This is a genomic window from Stenotrophomonas maltophilia group sp. vghtpe118 (assembly GCF_052605195.1).
The window spans coordinates 717,013-733,518 of the sequence record NZ_CP199672.1; the positions used below are offsets into that span (position 1 = coordinate 717,013).

Annotated in this window: 17 protein-coding genes; 9 read left to right on the forward strand and 8 right to left on the reverse strand. The window is 66.8% G+C overall.

The genetic code is table 11. The features are described from left to right. The first annotated feature begins 113 nt into the window (after positions 1-113). The gene (locus ACUDTM_RS03435) at positions 114-1,832 is read left to right on the forward strand and encodes a sensor domain-containing diguanylate cyclase (RefSeq protein ID WP_353079965.1); all 1,719 of its coding nucleotides are present in this window, start codon (positions 114-116) and stop codon (positions 1,830-1,832) included. Here ACUDTM_RS03435 and xth read toward each other — a convergent pair whose 3' ends face one another. Continuing rightward, a complete protein-coding gene (gene xth / locus ACUDTM_RS03440; protein ID WP_353079964.1) occupies positions 1,833-2,624 on the reverse strand; it encodes an exodeoxyribonuclease III in 792 nt (263 codons plus the stop codon). A 160-nt stretch (positions 2,625-2,784) separates the two neighbouring features. Here xth and ACUDTM_RS03445 point away from each other — a divergent pair, with 160 nt between their 5' ends. Next, positions 2,785-4,371: an alpha-amylase family glycosyl hydrolase gene (locus tag ACUDTM_RS03445; protein WP_353079963.1), complete on the forward strand. Its 1,587-nt coding sequence runs from the start codon at positions 2,785-2,787 to the stop codon at positions 4,369-4,371. On the opposite strand, the gene ACUDTM_RS03450 is transcribed toward ACUDTM_RS03445, so the two are convergent. Further along, the gene (locus ACUDTM_RS03450; protein WP_353079962.1) at positions 4,341-5,327 is read right to left on the reverse strand and encodes a TIGR03885 family FMN-dependent LLM class oxidoreductase; all 987 of its coding nucleotides are present in this window, start codon (positions 5,325-5,327) and stop codon (positions 4,341-4,343) included. The genes ACUDTM_RS03445 and ACUDTM_RS03450 overlap by 31 nt on opposite strands. A 59-nt stretch (positions 5,328-5,386) precedes the next feature. Here ACUDTM_RS03450 and ACUDTM_RS03455 point away from each other — a divergent pair, with 59 nt between their 5' ends. The 3 genes from ACUDTM_RS03455 to ACUDTM_RS03465 all read left to right on the forward strand — a co-directional run bounded on the left by ACUDTM_RS03455 (position 5,387) and on the right by ACUDTM_RS03465 (position 7,337). Further along, positions 5,387-5,770 carry a sensory rhodopsin transducer gene (locus tag ACUDTM_RS03455; protein ID WP_088497566.1) on the forward strand — a complete coding sequence of 128 codons (384 nt, stop codon included), beginning with the start codon at positions 5,387-5,389 and terminating at the stop codon, positions 5,768-5,770. Between the two features lie 100 nt (positions 5,771-5,870). Further along, positions 5,871-6,737 carry a glucose 1-dehydrogenase gene (locus tag ACUDTM_RS03460; RefSeq protein WP_088497565.1) on the forward strand — a complete coding sequence of 289 codons (867 nt, stop codon included), beginning with the start codon at positions 5,871-5,873 and terminating at the stop codon, positions 6,735-6,737. A gap of 6 nt (positions 6,738-6,743) precedes the next feature. Continuing rightward, positions 6,744-7,337: a mechanosensitive ion channel domain-containing protein gene (locus tag ACUDTM_RS03465; protein ID WP_069138450.1), complete on the forward strand. Its 594-nt coding sequence runs from the start codon at positions 6,744-6,746 to the stop codon at positions 7,335-7,337. A gap of 117 nt (positions 7,338-7,454) precedes the next feature. Here ACUDTM_RS03465 and ACUDTM_RS03470 read toward each other — a convergent pair whose 3' ends face one another. From ACUDTM_RS03470 to ACUDTM_RS03485, 4 genes are all read right to left on the reverse strand, one after another. Then, positions 7,455-7,577, reverse strand: coding sequence for a hypothetical protein (locus ACUDTM_RS03470; protein ID WP_353080123.1), 123 nt, complete (start codon positions 7,575-7,577; stop codon positions 7,455-7,457). Positions 7,578-7,590: 13 nt separating this feature from the next. Then, positions 7,591-8,679, reverse strand: a complete 1,089-nt coding sequence (locus tag ACUDTM_RS03475) for a DNA glycosylase AlkZ-like family protein (RefSeq protein WP_353079961.1) — start codon at positions 8,677-8,679, stop codon at positions 7,591-7,593. Positions 8,680-8,774: 95 nt separating this feature from the next. Beyond that, complete coding sequence (lepB, locus tag ACUDTM_RS03480; RefSeq protein WP_353079960.1) at positions 8,775-9,401, reverse strand: signal peptidase I; 627 nt, start codon at positions 9,399-9,401, stop codon at positions 8,775-8,777. 118 nt (positions 9,402-9,519) lie between these two features. After that, positions 9,520-10,107, reverse strand: a complete 588-nt coding sequence (locus ACUDTM_RS03485; RefSeq protein WP_334271174.1) for a TetR/AcrR family transcriptional regulator — start codon at positions 10,105-10,107, stop codon at positions 9,520-9,522. A gap of 244 nt (positions 10,108-10,351) precedes the next feature. On the opposite strand from ACUDTM_RS03485, the gene ACUDTM_RS03490 reads away from it, so the two are divergent. Then, positions 10,352-12,547, forward strand: a complete 2,196-nt coding sequence (locus ACUDTM_RS03490; RefSeq protein WP_353079959.1) for a TonB-dependent receptor — start codon at positions 10,352-10,354, stop codon at positions 12,545-12,547. Between the two features lie 185 nt (positions 12,548-12,732). Here ACUDTM_RS03490 and ACUDTM_RS03495 read toward each other — a convergent pair whose 3' ends face one another. Together ACUDTM_RS03495 and ACUDTM_RS03500 are read right to left on the reverse strand one after the other, a co-directional pair. Further along, positions 12,733-13,104, reverse strand: coding sequence for a hypothetical protein (locus tag ACUDTM_RS03495; protein ID WP_353079958.1), 372 nt, complete (start codon positions 13,102-13,104; stop codon positions 12,733-12,735). Between the two features lie 458 nt (positions 13,105-13,562). Then, entirely contained in the window at positions 13,563-14,228 is a 666-nt protein-coding gene (locus ACUDTM_RS03500; RefSeq protein WP_088497561.1) for a TraX family protein, read from the reverse strand. Between the two features lie 114 nt (positions 14,229-14,342). Here ACUDTM_RS03500 and pip point away from each other — a divergent pair, with 114 nt between their 5' ends. The 3 genes from pip (at position 14,343) to ACUDTM_RS03515 (ending at position 16,491) form a co-directional block, all read left to right on the forward strand. Further along, positions 14,343-15,290 (forward strand): prolyl aminopeptidase, encoded by a 948-nt coding sequence (pip, locus tag ACUDTM_RS03505; RefSeq protein ID WP_188240956.1) that lies wholly within the window; start codon positions 14,343-14,345, stop codon positions 15,288-15,290. A 308-nt stretch (positions 15,291-15,598) separates the two neighbouring features. Then, positions 15,599-15,898 (forward strand): hypothetical protein, encoded by a 300-nt coding sequence (locus ACUDTM_RS03510; RefSeq protein ID WP_188240955.1) that lies wholly within the window; start codon positions 15,599-15,601, stop codon positions 15,896-15,898. A gap of 293 nt (positions 15,899-16,191) precedes the next feature. Beyond that, positions 16,192-16,491 carry a hypothetical protein gene (locus ACUDTM_RS03515; RefSeq protein WP_072167132.1) on the forward strand — a complete coding sequence of 100 codons (300 nt, stop codon included), beginning with the start codon at positions 16,192-16,194 and terminating at the stop codon, positions 16,489-16,491. Positions 16,492-16,506: the final 15 nt, after the last annotated feature.

Genomic DNA, 16,506 nt, shown 5'->3' on the forward strand with positions numbered 1-16,506 from the left:
CACCCACCTCACGCCGGCATCACCCCGTCACAGCGATACATAACACTGTACCGACTACCGTAGTCCCAGACAGCCGCCGCAAGCGCCCTCGCCACCCTGCCCTGAAAAGCACCATGGACGAAGCCGAACGACTGCTTGAGATCGAACGACTGCACCTGTTGGATACGCCCCCGGAGCCGGTGTTCGATGCCATCGTCGCCGCCGCCCGCGCCGCAACCGGCATGACCATGGGCCTGATCAGCGTGGTGGCCGAAGACCGCCAGTGGTTCAAGGCCAACATCGGCCTTGAAAGCGTCAGCGAAACGGCCCGCGAAATTTCCTTCTGCACCCATGCCATACGCCAGGACGAGCTGTTCGAGATACCCGATGCGCGTCAGGACCCACGTTTCTCCACCAACCCCCTGGTGACGGGTGGGCCGCGTATCCGCCACTACGCTGGCATCCCCCTGGGCTCGGCGCACGGCGCGCGTATCGGAACACTGTGCCTGCTCGATCCGATGCCCGGCGTGCTGTCTCCGTCCCAGCGCGAGCTGATGGTGCACCTTGCCCGGGTCACCACCCAGGTGCTGGAGCAGCGCAGCACGCTGATGGCGCAGGTGGGCCAGGCCAAGGCGCTGCATCGTGAGCTCAAACGCAGTGAGGACTTCCTGGAGCGCACCAACCGCGCCGCCCGGGTGGGCGGCTGGGAGATGGACCTGGTCACCAACGAAGTGCGCTGGACCCGCGAGACCAAGCAGTTGCACGGCGTGCGCAGCAACTTTGAACCGACGCTCGGCACCGCGCTGTCGTTCTATCGCGAAGACAGCCGCAACATCATCCGGGCAGCAGTGCAGCGTTGCATCGACGAAGGCACGTCCTGGGAGGTGCAGCTGCCAATGACCACCGCCGACGGGCGCGCGATCTGGACCCGGGTGGTCGGCAGCCGGCAACAGGTCGACGGCCATCCGCGCCTGGTCGGGGCGATCCAGGACATCACGGACGAACGAGCCGCGCTGGACGCGCTGGAAGCGAGCGAAACCCGCTACCGGCGACTGTTCCACTACAGCCTGGGCCTGATCTGCACCCACACGCTGGACGGCACATTGACCTCGGTGAATCCCGCGGCGGTGCAGTCGCTGGGCTTCGAGGAAAGCCAGATGATCGGGCGCAGCCTGTGTGACCTGATGCCGCCGGAAAAACGCGAGGGCTTCAAGGCCTACCTCGCTCGGATCCAGGCAAACCACACCGACGCTGGCGTGATCGAGCTGATTGCCGCCGACGGTACGCGCCACTACTGGGCGTACCACAACGTGCTCGACAGCGAGGCCAGCCCGCCCTACGTGCTGGGACATGCACAGGACGTCACCGCGCTGCGGATGCAGGAGCAGCAGCTGCGCGAAATGTCCTTCAAGGATCCGCTCACCCAGTGCTACAACCGGCGCTACCTGCACCGGCTGGATGAACTGATTGACGAGCGCTGGGCCTGCGTGATGTTCGACCTGGACCACTTCAAGCACATCAACGACACCCAAGGCCACCGGCGTGGCGACGCCGTGCTGGTCGAGTTCGCCACCTTCCTGCGCTCGCCGCTGGGCAAGGAGGAGACGGTGGTGCGTCTGGGCGGCGACGAATTCATGGTGGTACTGGTCGCGCCTGCGGACGGCCGGTTGAGCGAACTGGAGCATTGGTACCAGGACCACGCCGCGCTCTCGCCCAGCGCGTTCTCGATGGGTGCGGCCATCAACACGCCCGGCGAGCCGGTGGCCGACACCATCCAGAAAGCGGACAGCCGCCTGTATCGCACCCGCGCACGGGTACGCCGCGAGCGACGCGAGGACCCAGCCGCCCGTTGATCACGCGCTTACCGTCACCCAGGTCGGCGCGTGGTCGCTGGCCTTTTCCTGCAGGCGTACCCAGCGGTCGACGCCAGCGTCCTTCAGTCGCGACGCCAGTACGGGGTTCAACAGCAGATGATCGATGCGTAACCCCCGGTCGCGCTCGGCATGCTGGCGGAAATAATCCCAGAAGGTGTAGATCGTGGCGTCGCCGTGCACCTTCCGCAACGCATCGGTCCAGCCCTGCGCCAGCAGTCGTTCAAAGGCCTCGCGCACCTCTGGCTGGAACAGCGCATCGCGGCGCCAGGCCTTGGGGTCGTAGACGTCGGCTTCGGTGGGAATCACGTTGAAATCACCCAGCAGCAGCGCCGGGTGCGGCAGCTCGACCAGGCTGCGCGCATGCCGGATCAGGCGCGCCATCCAGCGCAGCTTGTAGTCGAACCTGGGCCCGGGCTGCGGGTTGCCGTTGGGCAGGTAGAGGGCACCCACGATGACCCCGTGCGCCGCCGCCTCCAGGTAGCGGCTCTGGGTGTCCTTGGGCTCGCCCGGCAATCGGCGGCGGCTCTCGACCGGCGTGGTCCCTCGTGCCAGCAGCGCCACGCCGTTCCACCGCGCCTCGCCCTGCCAGAGCGCGCCGTAGCCCGCCTCTTCCAATACTGAAGCCGGAAACGCGGCGTCGGTCGCCTTCAGTTCCTGCAGGGCAACCACATCCGGCGATTCCCTGTGCAGCCAGTCCAACAGCTGCGGCAAGCGTGTGCCGATGCCGTTGACGTTGAACGTGGCAATGCGAAGCGTCTTGCGTCGGGCCATGCAGGAAGTCTCCTCGGCGCCGGGAATGAGCATTCACTGTGCGCGCCCGCGCATGCAGAGTCCGTGGATGCCATGTCACGACAGGGTGCCATCCGTTTCACCAACCGCTGCCACGGGCGACAGCAGGCTGGTCACCCGTGGCCAGTGTCGGAGAAGCCCCATGGCGGTGCGCCCGCTGCGCGCGATCTACCAGGTCGACCCCTACCTGTTCCGCGACAGCAATGGGCGCGGCTGGGGCACCCTGGATGGCATCACCGAAAAGCTGGACTACCTGCAGTGGCTCGGCATCAGCCATGTGTGGCTGCTGCCGTTCTACTGCAACGCCGGCCGTGACGGTGGCTACGATGTCACCGATCACTACCGCATCGATCCACGCCTGGGCGACCAGACCGCGTTCCAGCGCCTGGTCGATGCTGCCGACGCACGCGGTATCGGTATCATCGTCGAGCTGGTGATGCAGCACACGGCCAGCGCCCACCCGTGGTTCGTCGCCGCGCAGCGGGGCGACCCGGTATGGCGCCGCTGGTACCTGTGGAGCGACCACGTGCCCGACGACGGCGTGCAGCCGATGTTCCCGCCGATCGAGGCGTCTGCCTGGACATGGGACGCCGAGGCCGGCGCGTTCAACCGGCACATGTTCTACCGGCACGAGCCAGACCTGGAGCTGGCCCATGCGCCAGTACGCGACGAACTGCTGCGGGTGATGACGTTCTGGATGCAGCGCGGCGTGGCCGGCTTCCGCGTGGATGCGGTCCCGTACATGGTCGAGCGCGCCCGCCACGCGGACCCGCGCGACGACGGGCTGTGGCTGCTGGAGGAAATGCGCGCCACGGCAGACGCACAGCAGCCAGGGCTGCCGTTGATCGGCGAAGCGGATGTCCGCGCGTCCCGCTACGGTGACTTCCTGTGCCAGGGGCGGCGGCTTTCGAACCTGCTCGACTTCCATCTGAACAATCATTTCTTCCTGGCCCTGGCGCGCGGCGACGCCAGTGAAGTGGCCCGGGTCATGGCCGAATACGGACCGCAGGCGCCGCCGCACACGCGCATCGCCTGGCTGCGCAACAATGATGAGCTTGACCTGGAGCAGCTGCGGCCCGACGAACGCGAAGCGGTGATGGAGCGCTTCGCGCCCGAACCTGGCATGCGCATCTATGGCCGCGGCATCCGCCGCCGGCTGGCGCCCATGCTGGACGGCGACACCGCGTGGCAGGCCATGGCCTGGGCCGCACTGCTGTCGCTGGGTCAGGTGCCGGTGATCCGGTATGGCGAGGAAATCGGCCTCGGTGACTGCCTGGAACTGTCCGAGCGCAACGCCGTGCGGATGCCGATGCACTGGCACGACCGCCCAGGGGCGGGGTTTACCGATCAGCCACGGCATGCGTGGCGCGCGCCTCCGGCAGACGGCGCTTACGGTTACCGGACAGTGAATGTCGAGGCGCAACGCGCGACGCCCGGCTCGCTGCTGCGGCGTGTGCGCGAGCTGCTGCAGCAACGCAATGCCCATCCCGTGCTGCAGCAGGGGCCACACACGCTCGACCCACCTTCACCTGCGCTGCTGATGCTCCGCTACGGCGAGGCCCCCCACCAGGCGCTTGCACTGATCAACTTCGGCGACAACCCGGTTGAGGTAGAGGTGCCACTGCACGGCCCGCTGCGTATGCTGGTGGGCCACGGCACCACCATGCAGGATAACCGCTGCATCCTGCAGGGCCACGGCTACGCGTGGCTGGCCGCCGAGGGCGCCTGAGTGCGCAGCGCGGGCAGCACGTGTTCGGCGAAATCATCGATGAAGCGGTCCTGCTCGCGGTTCACGTTGTGCAGGTAGATGCGATCGAAGCCCAGTGACTGCAGTTCCTGCAGCCAGGCCCGGTGCTGGCCAAGATCCGCCGAGACATGCACGTGCTGGCGCAGCTCCTCGGCACTGACCGACCGGGCCTGTGCCTCGAACTGCTCGGGCTGGTCCAGGCCTTCGGCCAGTTCCGGTGGCAGCACATTGGCGCTCCACTGCTCCATCGCACCGTCCAACGCCGCCTGTTCGGCGCGCGCGTAGGAGAGTTTGGCCTGCAGGTACATCGGCTTGCCCCTGCCACCGCCGTCCTCGAACGCCGCCACCACACGCCGCAACTGCGCAAGTGGCTGGCTGATGGTGATCAGGCCATCGGCCCAGCCCCCCATCCAGCGTGCGGTTTCCTCGGTGACGGCTGCACCCAGCAGCGGCAGGGGAAGGGCCGGTCGGCTGTACAGTCGCGCCTGGCGCACCTGGAAGCCACCGCTGTGGTCGACCCGCTCGCCTCCCCACAGCCGCCGCATCACCTCGGCCGCAGCGCGCAGTGCCTTCTGCCGCTCGCGCTTGGCTGGCCACGGCTGGCCGGTGATGCGCTCGTTCAGGGCCTCGCCGGTACCCAGCGCCAGCCAGATCCGACCCGGCGCCAGCTGCTCCAGCGTCGCCGCTGCCTGTGCCACCAAGGCCGGGTGCTGGCGCAGCATCGGGCAGGTCACCATGCCCAGGGTCAACGCGCTCTGCACCGCCAGCGCGCCGGCCCACACCCAGCTGTGGCCCGACTGCCCTTGCGCAGCCGTCCACGGGTGGAAATGGTCGGAGCACATCAGGGCCTCGAATCCCGCCTGTTCGGCGCGCAGCGCCAGGCCCAGCAAGGTGGCGGGCGGGAACTGCTCATGCGATGCGTGGTAGCCGATGGTCATCACGGATTCCGTGCGGGGACTGGACACGATGGCAACACCCCTCCAGCTAAAACGGCGTCATGGAAACGAACACTCCCTGCATCGGGCATCGACGCTGGGCTATCGCCGAGGGCTACATTCCAGCCTGGAGCAACGGCCCGTCACCGGAGATGCAGAGTCACGAAACCTGCTGTGTCCTCAATGCCGGCAGCGAGGACGCGCATGTCACGCTGACCCTCTACTTCGAGGACCGCGATCCGGTGGGTCCCTACCGGATTACAGTGCCGGCGCGGCGCACCTGCCATCTGCGCTTCAACGACCTGCAGGATCCGGCACCTGTGCCGCGCGGAACGGGCTTCGCCACCCTCGTCGAATCCGACCAGCCGATCATCGTGCAGCACACGCGGCTGGATTCACGGCAACCGGCCAACAGCATCATGACCACCATCGCGCATCCAGTGTGAAGCCGCGCGCGCAGGCGTCCACGCTGCAACGACACCGCGCCGTCCAGCCGTTTACCCGCTTGGAGGGAGACTGGCGCCGGTTTCCTTTCGGAGAGTGACGATGGCCCTGCCCGACTATCCACGCCCGCCCTTCCCGGCCCAGCAGCAATCCTTCCCCGGCAAGACTGCGCAGATGCGGCCCCGGCCGGACCACGGCGAGGACAGTTATCGCGGGCATGGCCTGCTGCAGGGCAAGAAGGCATTGATCACTGGCGGTGACAGCGGTATCGGCGCGGCGGTGGCGATCGCTTTCGCGCGCGAAGGCGCCGACGTTGCCATCGCATTCCTCGATGGCGAGCAGGACGACGCCCGCCATGTGCAGCAGCAGATCGAACAGGCCGGGCGCAAAGCCGTGCTGGTACCCTGCGACATCAGTGACCCGGCACAGGCGCGATCGCTCGTAGACCGCGTGGCCAGCGAACTGGACGGTCTCGATATCCTGGTCAACAACGCGGCCTACCAGCGCTACTACGAGCACTTCGACGACATCACCCTGGATGACTGGAAGCGGACGTTCGATACCAACGTGCATGCCGTGTTCAATCTGACCCGACTGTGCGTCCCGCACCTGCGCGGTGGCGGTGCGATCATCAACACCGCATCGGTCAACTCCAAGCGGCCGACGCCGAACATCCTTCCCTATTCTGCAACCAAAGGTGCCGTCGCCAACCTGACGCTGGGGCTGGCCGGCCTGCTGGCCGAGCATCAGATCCGCGTCAATGCCGTGCTGCCCGGCCCGATCTGGACGCCGTTCATTCCCGCAGGCATGGCCGCCGAAGAGGTCGAACAGTTCGGCGCGCAGACGCCATTCGGCCGCCCCGGACAGCCGGCCGAGCTGGCCTCGGCCTATGTGATGCTGGCTTCGGACAGCGCCAGCTACACCTCCGGTGCGCTGCTGACCATCTCCGGCGGCGCGGCAACACTGTGACCCCTCATGGCCGGATTGCCCGCCTGGATTGAGGACTGGCTGACCGTGGTTGTGCCGGTGGCCGAGGTGCTCGCCATCCTCGGCGTCGCATGGGTTATGGTGCGTGCCCTGGCGTGGCTGCTGGTGCAGGCGCGGCAGCGCGGCAGGCTGGCACCAGAGCTTCATGTGGGCCTGCGCCGCGGCGGTGCCCTGCTGCTGTATCTGGCGGCTGCGCTGCTGATACTGGAGCGACTGGGCGTGTCGCGCTCGGTGCTGTGGACCGCGCTGACCGGGTTCATGGCGGTCGGTGCGGTGGCGTTCTTTGCTGCATGGAGCGTGTTGTCCAACCTGTTCTGTTCATTCCTGATCGTCGCCACGCGCCCGTTCCGCATCAATGACACCATCGAGGTGCTGGAAAGCGTGGACAAGCCGGGCTTGTGCGGTCAGGTGGTTGACATCAACCTGATCTACACCACGCTGAGTGATCGTGGCGAAGGCGCGCGCGGTTGCCTGCTGCGCGTGCCCAACTCCTTGTTCTTCCAGCGCATCACCCGCCACTGGGGTGACAGCGGCTATTCCCAGCTGCCGGGAAGCGTGCCAATCAAAGGCAAGGTGCGCTGAGTAGCTGTAGAGTCGAGCCCATGCTCGGCTTGCTGCGCGCAGCGCTCGGTGCAGCGCGACCTGAACGGAGTGCAGCCGAGCGCGGGCTCGGCTCTACAGGTGCCATAGCGGGCGGCCCTATTCCGCCGCCAGTGCCTGTATAGGGTCCAGCTGTGCAGCACTGCGTGCCGGGAAGCAGCCGAAGCCCAGCCCGATCACAGACGAACACACCAACGCGGCCGGCACCAGATAGGTACCCATGCGCCGCTTGGGGCTACAGGAACTCCGCCATGCGCTGCAACTCGTCGTCCAGCGCGCCACGAAATGCCTTGTCGCGGGCCAGCGACTTTCCGGCATAACCCACGTTCGGCACCAACTCACCGCCGCACACGCTCAGGTTGGCCCAGCCCACCACCTGGTCATGCCACAGCACCGGCAGTGCGTAGTACCCATACTGGCGCTTTGGCGCAGGTGTGTAGGCCTCGAACTTATAGACCCAATCCCACAGCAACTCGAAACGGCGGCGGTCCCACACCACCGGGTCGAACGGCGCCAGCAGGCGCACCTGATCGTCTGGCGCGTGCCTGCGCGAGCGTGGATTCTCGTCTGCCGGCCAGTACCAGGTGGTGCCCTCCAGCGAGCAGCGGGCCAGCTGCTGCTTGGCCAGCGCCAATGCCTTGCGGGTCTGCTCGGCCAGATGCGGTGCACCATAGCCCAGCAGGCGCACCAGGTAGGTCAGGCTGGCCGATGGCAGCGGCGCGTACTTGCGCACCACCAGATCAATCAGGGCGGCCGCGCGTTCGACCTGCGACTGCTCGCTGGCATCCGCCTCGGCATGCTCGGCCACGGCGTAGATACGGGTGCCGTTGTCACGCCGCGCCACGCGCAGCATTCCGCGGTAGTGCATGCCATCGAGCAGGTGGGTGCTGGCATTGCTGGTGCCGCCCCAGTAGTTGGTCACCCGCCCATGCGCAAACGCCTGGTCGACCTCGCGGGGGTGCACGCTGCCGCGCTCGCGCACGAACGCCAGCACGTCGGCCGCGCGGCGATGGGTCTCGGCGTCCCACTCGCGCTTGGACACGCGCGGGTGCATCAGCGCCAGATGCTCGCGCGGCAGGAATCCGTAGTTCACCAGGCAGTCCTCTTCCACCGGCAAGCGCGCATAACGACGTTCAAGATCACCCGCGCGGTAGTCCTTCACCCGGTGCCGCAGGGTCAGATCCTGCGCGCGTGCCGGTGCCCGGATCGGGTCGGCCTGCACGAAGCCCAGCCGCCGGATCGCGGTCAACAGCGTGGTCGGCTTGAACAGGGTGCGCGCCACCGCGTAGCGGCGCAGATCTTCAAGGGTAGGCGTGGCAGGCATGGCTGCATTGTAGATCCACGCCATGCGTGGATGGGATCACGGCAATTCCCCCGAGGGCTAGCGCTCATCGCACCCGGACCCTTCACCGGATCCAACTACAGGCGCTGCCAGACCACGCCCTCACCCCGGCGGTAGTACACCGCCATCGCGCGGCCATAAATCCGGTCCGCATCGACCCATCCGAAGAAGCGGCCGTCCAGGCTGTTGCCACGGTGATCACCCAGCACCAGTACCTTGCCGGAGGGTACCTGCACATCGGCAATGTCCGGGCCTCCGCCATGCGTCAGGTCGAGCCAGGCGTGCCGCTTGCCAAACCGTTCCACGCCGCTCGCATAGGTCATCTGGAGGGGGCGTCCATTGACGCTCAGGCGCCCATCCTGCAGACGCACGCGGTCGCCGGCCACGGCCACCACGCGCTTGATCATGCGCACGCCATCGGCCGGCGAAGCGAACACCACCACCTCGCCGCGTTGCGGCACGGTGGCGCCCATCAGCTTCAGCCCGCTGAAAGGCAGGCGCAGGCCGTACGCGCGCATATCGACAACGACGCGGTCACCCGGCTGCAAGGCGGGCTGCATTGAACCACGCGGCACGACGTAATGGTTGGCTAGGGTGTCGCGTGCAACGAAGAACAGGCCCAGCAGCATCAGCAGCGGCGCGGCCTCCTTCTTCAGCCACGCCAGCATTCGCTGGGACCACGACGCGCGGAGGGTGGCATCCATAAGGGCTCCGGAAGGTGATGGAAGGACTCGGAGCCCTAGGCTAGACCGGGCACACCTGGCCACACATAGGACAGGTCCCAGATGTGCCCGCCCGTAGGGCCAACAGGCACGACCAACGCTACAGATCGCCGTCCGCATCCAACAACTGCAACGACCCGATCACGAGCGCCTGCATGCCCTGCTTGAACTCGGTGATCACCTGGCCCTCTTCGTCATCCGCAATCGCGTAGATGGTGTCGGCGCCGGCGATGCAGTAGAACGCGATCGTGGCCAGCAGCCAGCGCGCCTTGTCCATCGGCAGGCCGAACACTTCGGCCACGTGCGCCTGGTGCGAGGCAATCTTTTCCAGCATCGGCGCGGTCGCCACCGTGCGCCGCAGCAGGTATGGCGGCAACCCGGGATGCGCCTTCACTACCTCGCACAACGATTCCACGAACACCATCAGATAGCCCTGCAGGCCGCCCGCCGCATCGGCCGACGCGCGCGGAATCTGCCAGCGCTGGAACACGGCTTCGGCCACCAGCCGCTTCAACGCCTCCAGGTTCGCAACGCGCTTGTACAGCGCGGCCTGGGTGACCGCGAGCTCGGCGGCCACATTGGCCATGGTCAGGTTGGGCAGACCCAGGCGGATGCCGATGTCGGCCAGGCGCTCGGGGGTGATGGTCGGTGGACGGCCGCGAGACGGCACCGTGGTTTCGCGTTGCATGTTCATACCCTGCCGAGGGTGCCAGCAAAGGGACCCTCTTGTCCGCTTTGGTCTCTTTAGTTTAATTTACTCAACTAATTCGGAATGCGTCTGGTTCGCAATCATGGCGCCGTCCGGATCGAGCCCGTGGCTCACTTCCCGCCAGGTCCCCACCCAGCCGACAACCCCGCGCTGCGCCCTCCCCCGTGCTTGCCGATGGCCGCGCGCCAGGCGCGCTCGCCCTCGCGATTCACAGGACCCTGGTATGACCGTATCCCCCTTCTCCTCTTCACAGAACCAAGCTGCCGCCGTGTCCTGCAGCCAGCCACTTCCACACGGCCTGGCCCGGCGCTACCGCGCATCGGCGCTCGCGCTTGGCCTGATGGCATCGTGTGCCGCGCTGGCCGAAACCGCGCCGTCCACCCTGCCCTCGGTGCAGGTACAGGAACAGCGCCGCGTGACCGGCGACTATGCCGGCGGCCAGGTGGCCGCCGGCGGCCGTATCGGCCTGCTCGGCGACAAGGACTTCATGGATACGCCGTTCAGTACGGTCAGCTACACCGAGTCCTTCATCCGCGACCGCCAGGCCAAGGACCTGACCGACGTCATCGCCGCCACCGACCCCACGGTGTTCAGCAACGGCGTCACCGGTTCCTGGAGCGAGAACTACGCAATCCGCGGCTTCGCCTCCAGCACCAGCGACACCACCTTCGACGGGCTGAGTGGCATGGCGCCCTACTACCGCACCTCGCCGGAAATGTTCGAACGCATCGAGGTACTGAAGGGCCCCTCCGCGCTGCTCAATGGCATGCCGCCGGGTGGTTCGGTCGGTGGCAGCGTCAACCTCGTGCCCAAGCGCGCCGGCCAGCAGCCGCTGTTGCGGGTCAGCGCCAACTTCGCCTCCGACGCGCAGTTCGGCACCCATGTGGACATAGGCCGTCGGCTCGGCGCGGACAAGCAGTTCGGCATCCGCTTCAACGGCGCGTACCGTGATGGCGATGGCGCCGTGGGCAAGCAGCGCAAGAAGGTCCAGCTCGGTTCGCTGGCACTGGACTGGCGCGGCGAACGTGCGCGGCTGTCGGCCGATCTGTACAGCGCCGATGACCGTGTTGACGGCCCCGCACGTGGCGTCGGCCTGGCACCCGGCGTCGCCATTCCGCGGCCGCCGCGTGGCGATACGCTGATCAACCCGGACTGGGCCTACGTGGACAGCCAGGACAAGGGCGCGATGCTGCGCGGCGAACTGGACATCAACGATACCCTGATGGCCTACCTGGCCTACGGCACCAGCAGGACCGACTACCGCTACAACGGTTCGATCAGCGCGCAGATCCTCAACCCGGCCGGCGACTTCACCACGGTGATCGGCCAGCTCGCCTTCGATATCAGGAAGCAGTCCGGCGATGCCGGCCTGCGCGGTTCGTTCCGGACCGGCAGGGTCGGCCACCAGTGGGCTGCCAACGTGACCCACTACCAGCACACCCAGAACGACTACGGCCGCCGCAGCGTGCCGGGCTGGGACTGGACCACCAACCTCTACAACCCGGTGTGGGGCCCGGCCGCGCCGTTCGTAGCGCCGCACATCTCGCATACCGAACTGCGGCTGGACAGCCTCGGCTTCGCTGATACCCTGTCCTTCGCCGATGAACGCGTGCAGTTGACCCTGGGCGTGCGCCGCCAGCAGGTGGTCAGTGAGACCTTCAACGTCGCCACGGGTGCGCGCACCTCACGCTACGACGAGAGCGCCACCACGCCGGCAGCGGCGCTGCTGGTGAAAGCCACCGACACGATCTCCCTCTACACCAACTACATCGAGGGCCTCAGCCAGGGCGCCACCGCGCCGATGACCGCCGCCAATGCCGGCGATGTGTTCGCGCCGTTCCGCACCAGGCAGAAGGAGCTGGGCCTGAAGCTGGACCTGGGCCGCTTCGCGCACACCTTCAGCGTGTACGAGATCAAGCGGCCCAGCAGCTACACCGACCCGGTCACGAATATCTTCTCGTTCGGCGGCGAACAGCGGAACCGCGGCGTGGAATGGGGCTTCTTCGGTGCGCCACTGGACGGCGTGCGCTTGCTGGGTGGCGTGGCCTACGTGCAGCCGAAGCTGACCCGCACGGCGGGCGGCGTGAATGAAGGCCGCATGGCCACGGCAATTGCGCAGCGGCAGGCCAAGCTGGGCGTGGAGTGGGATGTGCCCGCGCTGGAAGGCCTGACCCTGACCGGTAATGCCACGGCGATGTCGAAGCAGTACATCAGTGCCGACAACCGCCTGTCGGTGCCGGGGCGGACGTTGTTTGACGTGGGCGCGCGCTACAGCACCACCGTGGCGGGTCGACCGTTGGCACTACGCGCCACGGTGAACAACGTGACCAACAAGGCGTTCTGGAGCATGCCGTTGCTATCCAGTCTGGCGCTGGGAGCGCCGAGAACGATGTTGTTCTCGGCGACGATGGATTTCTGAGGCGGCGCGGAACCCCTGTAGATCCGATCCATGCTCGGCCCGGTTCTGTCTGGTGAGCCGAGCGTAGGCTCGGCGCTACAGAACGCGGGGCCATCCGCCAACGGCATCCAGGCAGGATGCGAATATTCTGTAGAGCCGAGCCCACGCTCGGCTCCACGCCAACAGCATCCACGCATGGCGTGGCTCTACTCGGGATGCAGGCGGAAGATGGCGTGATTGGTCAGCGCCAGCGCGGCCAGCTTCAGACCTTCCATCACGCGATCGCCCACGTACTGTTCCGGGCCGCCATTCTGGCGGGCGCGCTCGGCGGCCAGCAGGATCTCGTTGACGATGCGCAGCCCCGCCAACGCGCCGTCGCTGTCGGCCAGGGCCAGGCAGCGGACTGGCAGCTGGTGGCGCTCGGGCCAGGGCTGGCCGTCGGCGGCCACGCCCAGACCGATCTGGTGCAGCAGCGCGATGAGGTTGTTGGGGTCGGGCTTCGCGCGCACTTCTTCGCCCTCATCGGCGTTGGCCGGGGCGTACTGGGTGCGCAGAGGGGGAATGTCCGAACGGTCCATGGCAGGTTTCCGTGCAAGGCATGCGGGACCACCGCCCTTAACAAAGGCGGCGGACGGTACGTGTGTGGAAACCGGTAGCTAAGCGTCATTACCCGGTGGGTTCGCTTGCGCGCACCCCACGTACCGCCCGCCATGGAACGCGAACGGAATGCCAGCCGGCGCCGCGCAAGGCGACGCCGGCTGGCAAGCGTAAACAACGCATAGCTAAACGGGTTTCCACACCCGGCCACCCTTTTCCGGCGGCAATCCATCATGTGCACGGCGGGGTGGCAGGCGCCAACAACCCACGTGCAAAGACAGCAACGTTCACGCAGTGGCAGCATTGTCGCATATCGACAATCGAGCCGAAGATTCAACAACTTGCACCATGCCGATGGCGGCATGCTTCACCCGCATCGGCACCGCGCATTCCTTGACCGCATCCGGCATTCAAGACAGGCGACGCGCCAGTTCCGACATTACGCAAGCAGATGTGCAATCAACGCCAGCACCGCCAGATGTCCCACGTAGTACCCGTAGAACACCCACCGCCAGCGCGGCAGTGGCCATGTCACCCGCGCGGCCAGCAGCACCACCGGTACGGCCAGCAATGCCCAGCCGTTGTGGTTGGCCCAGCACACCGCTGCGAGCCCGACCAGCAACAGCCACCACGCGCGATGCCGGAACGCGATCCATCCCAGCAGCACGCATCCGACACCCGCCCACTGGTAATCCACGAACATCGGCAGCACGCCGGCAGCCAGCAACAGCAGAACGGGCCGATGGTTCGCCAGCGCATGAACGGCCACGGCCGCCAGAGTGAAAGTAAGCAGGATGTTGAGCGGCAGCCAGGAACCAAACGCGAATGCGTGCACTGGCTGGGCGATCAACCCCCAAAGCACGAGCCGGCGTATCGATTTGCGCAGGTCGGCCCCGGGCTGGGCCAGGTTGCAGGCCATCACCAGCGCGAACAGCGGGAAGGCAATACGCCCCAGTTCGCTGACCACCGGCACGTAGCCGCCGAAGGCCACCTTGGCCACGTGATCACCGGTCATGGCCAGCAGTGCGATCCACTTCAACAGCTCGCGCGCGCCGCTGCCAAGGGTGAAGTTGAAGGTTGACGTCCCGGTCGTGGTCGCTTGCATCGCGGAAGCTTATGCGCATCGGCCAGCCCATTTCCAGCGCCGCGCAGGAGCCCGTCGCTGCAGCCCGCAGGTGGCGGCGCTATGCTGGCCGCCCCTGCTTGTGAGACACCCGCCATGCGCACCCTGTACCCCGCCATCGAGCCCTACCGCGAGTTCACCCTACCGGTGAGCGATCTGCACACGCTGCATGTCGAAGAGTGCGGCACACCGGACGGCATTCCGGTGGTGTACCTGCACGGCGGCCCAGGCGCGGGCATTTCACCCACCCATCGCCGCTTCTTCGATCCGGCACGCTACCGCATCGTGTTGATCGACCAGCGTGGCAGCGGCCGCTCCACACCGTTCGGCGAGCTGCGCGACAACACTACGCAGGACCTGGTGGCCGACATCGAGAAAGTGCGTGAGTACCTGGGCATCGAGCGTTGGCTGGTCTATGGCGGCTCCTGGGGGTCGACCCTGTCACTGGCCTACGCACAAGCGCATCCCGAGCGCGCCACCGGCCTGATCGTGCGCGGCGTATTCCTCGGCCGCGAAATGGAGAATCGCTGGTTCGCCGAGGCCGATGGCGGTGCGCGCTGGATCTTTCCGGAGCGCTGGGACCGTTATGAGGCTTACATTCCGGAGGCTGAGCGTGGCGACATGATTGCGGCCTATTGGACGCGCATGGATGGCCCGGATGAGGCGACCCGCATCGAAGCCGCGCAGGCCTGGCTCGGCTGGGAAGACAACGCGGCAACCCTCCAGCATGATGTGGACGCCGAGTCCACTGATGATCCGCTGGATACCCTCGCCAAGGCCCGCATCGAGGCGCACTACTTCCGCAACGGCATCTTCCTGGAACCCGACCAGCTGCTGCGCGATATCGATCGCATCCGTCACCTGCCGGGCGTGATCGTGCAGGGGCGCTACGACATCATCTGCCCACCGCGCAGTGCGTGGGACCTGGCCCAGGCCTGGCCGGAAGCGCGGCTGGAGATGGTGACCTCCGGCCACAGTGCCAACGAGCCGGCCACGGTGGATGCGCTGGTGCGAGCCACGGACGCCTTTGCAGACCGCTTCTGAAGCAGACGGGAGTGCCGGCCGCTGGCCGGCTTCCTGCCGTTCGAGGGTAGAGTGGACTGTTAGTCGACTGCTCTTGGCAGGAAGCTGAAGGCCCCGCGCTGCACTAGCAGTTGACTCTACCGAGGCGTCTCCGTCGAGCCACCGCCCCCAAGGCCTCCGCGCGCAATCGCCTCTGCGCGGCCCGGTGAATGGCGGCCCACCGGCAATGGTCGACGGGCCCCATTCTTCGCAGCCCGCTTACAGCCTCCCGCAGAAGATCCGGCCGTGACCACCGCACCGGTCGTCCGCCTTTTCTTCAGGAGCACGCCATGATCGCTTGTCGCTACCTTCCGATTGTACTCTCGCTTTCTGCGGCCTTGCTGCTGGGCGCCTGTTCCAGGACCCAGGAGGCGAGCAGGGCCACCGCCGACGAGGACGTCACCGAAGTGAAGCTGATACCGCCGTATGAATCGTTGGACAAGGACAAGGACGGCATCGTCACCCTGGCGGAAGTCGATGCGGTGGCACCGGACTGGGCCGAGCGCCTGCATGCCTGCGATACCGACCGTGACAAGACGCTGAGCCATGGCGAGTACGACGTGTGCAAGCAGACCAGCGCTTCGCATTGATCCATCACTGAACCCTCGATTGGCGCTGTGCATGCCCGGCTATACCAAGGTATAGCCGGGCTAACCCACCGGCCTCTAGGCCTGCCCCGTTCAGGCGCGGACAATAGCACCACTGGCCAGGGCAACCCTGGCCGGCCCCCTCCCCTCATGGAGACGCAGATGGACCCCGACCCTTCCGGGCGCACCGCGACCCGTATGCCTGATTGCTGCCTGTTCCTGGCGCCTGCCCGCCGGTCCCTGCCTGCCTGAGTGACGGGGGACCGCCAGGCGCCGCCTGCCTGGAGATCGCCCCCATGTCCTACAAGATCCTGTACATCACCCTGCGTCGCCTGATCGGCGAGCGCGATGTTGCCGCCCTGCGCAGCCAGCTGCTGCAGTACGGCCCGATCATGTTTGCCCGTTCGCTGTCGCTCGGTTCGCCACGCGTTGTGGCCGACGCGCTGTCGCTGCTCCCGATCAGCGAGCGCATCAATGTGCTGCGCCACCTGCCCTATCCCCTGCGCGACGCGATGAAGCCACTGTGCATCGGTGGCAGCCAGCGCCTGCGCATGCAGCCGTGGTCGCCAGCGGTGCTGGCGATGCGCCACGCCTGACCTGTTCCAACCGTT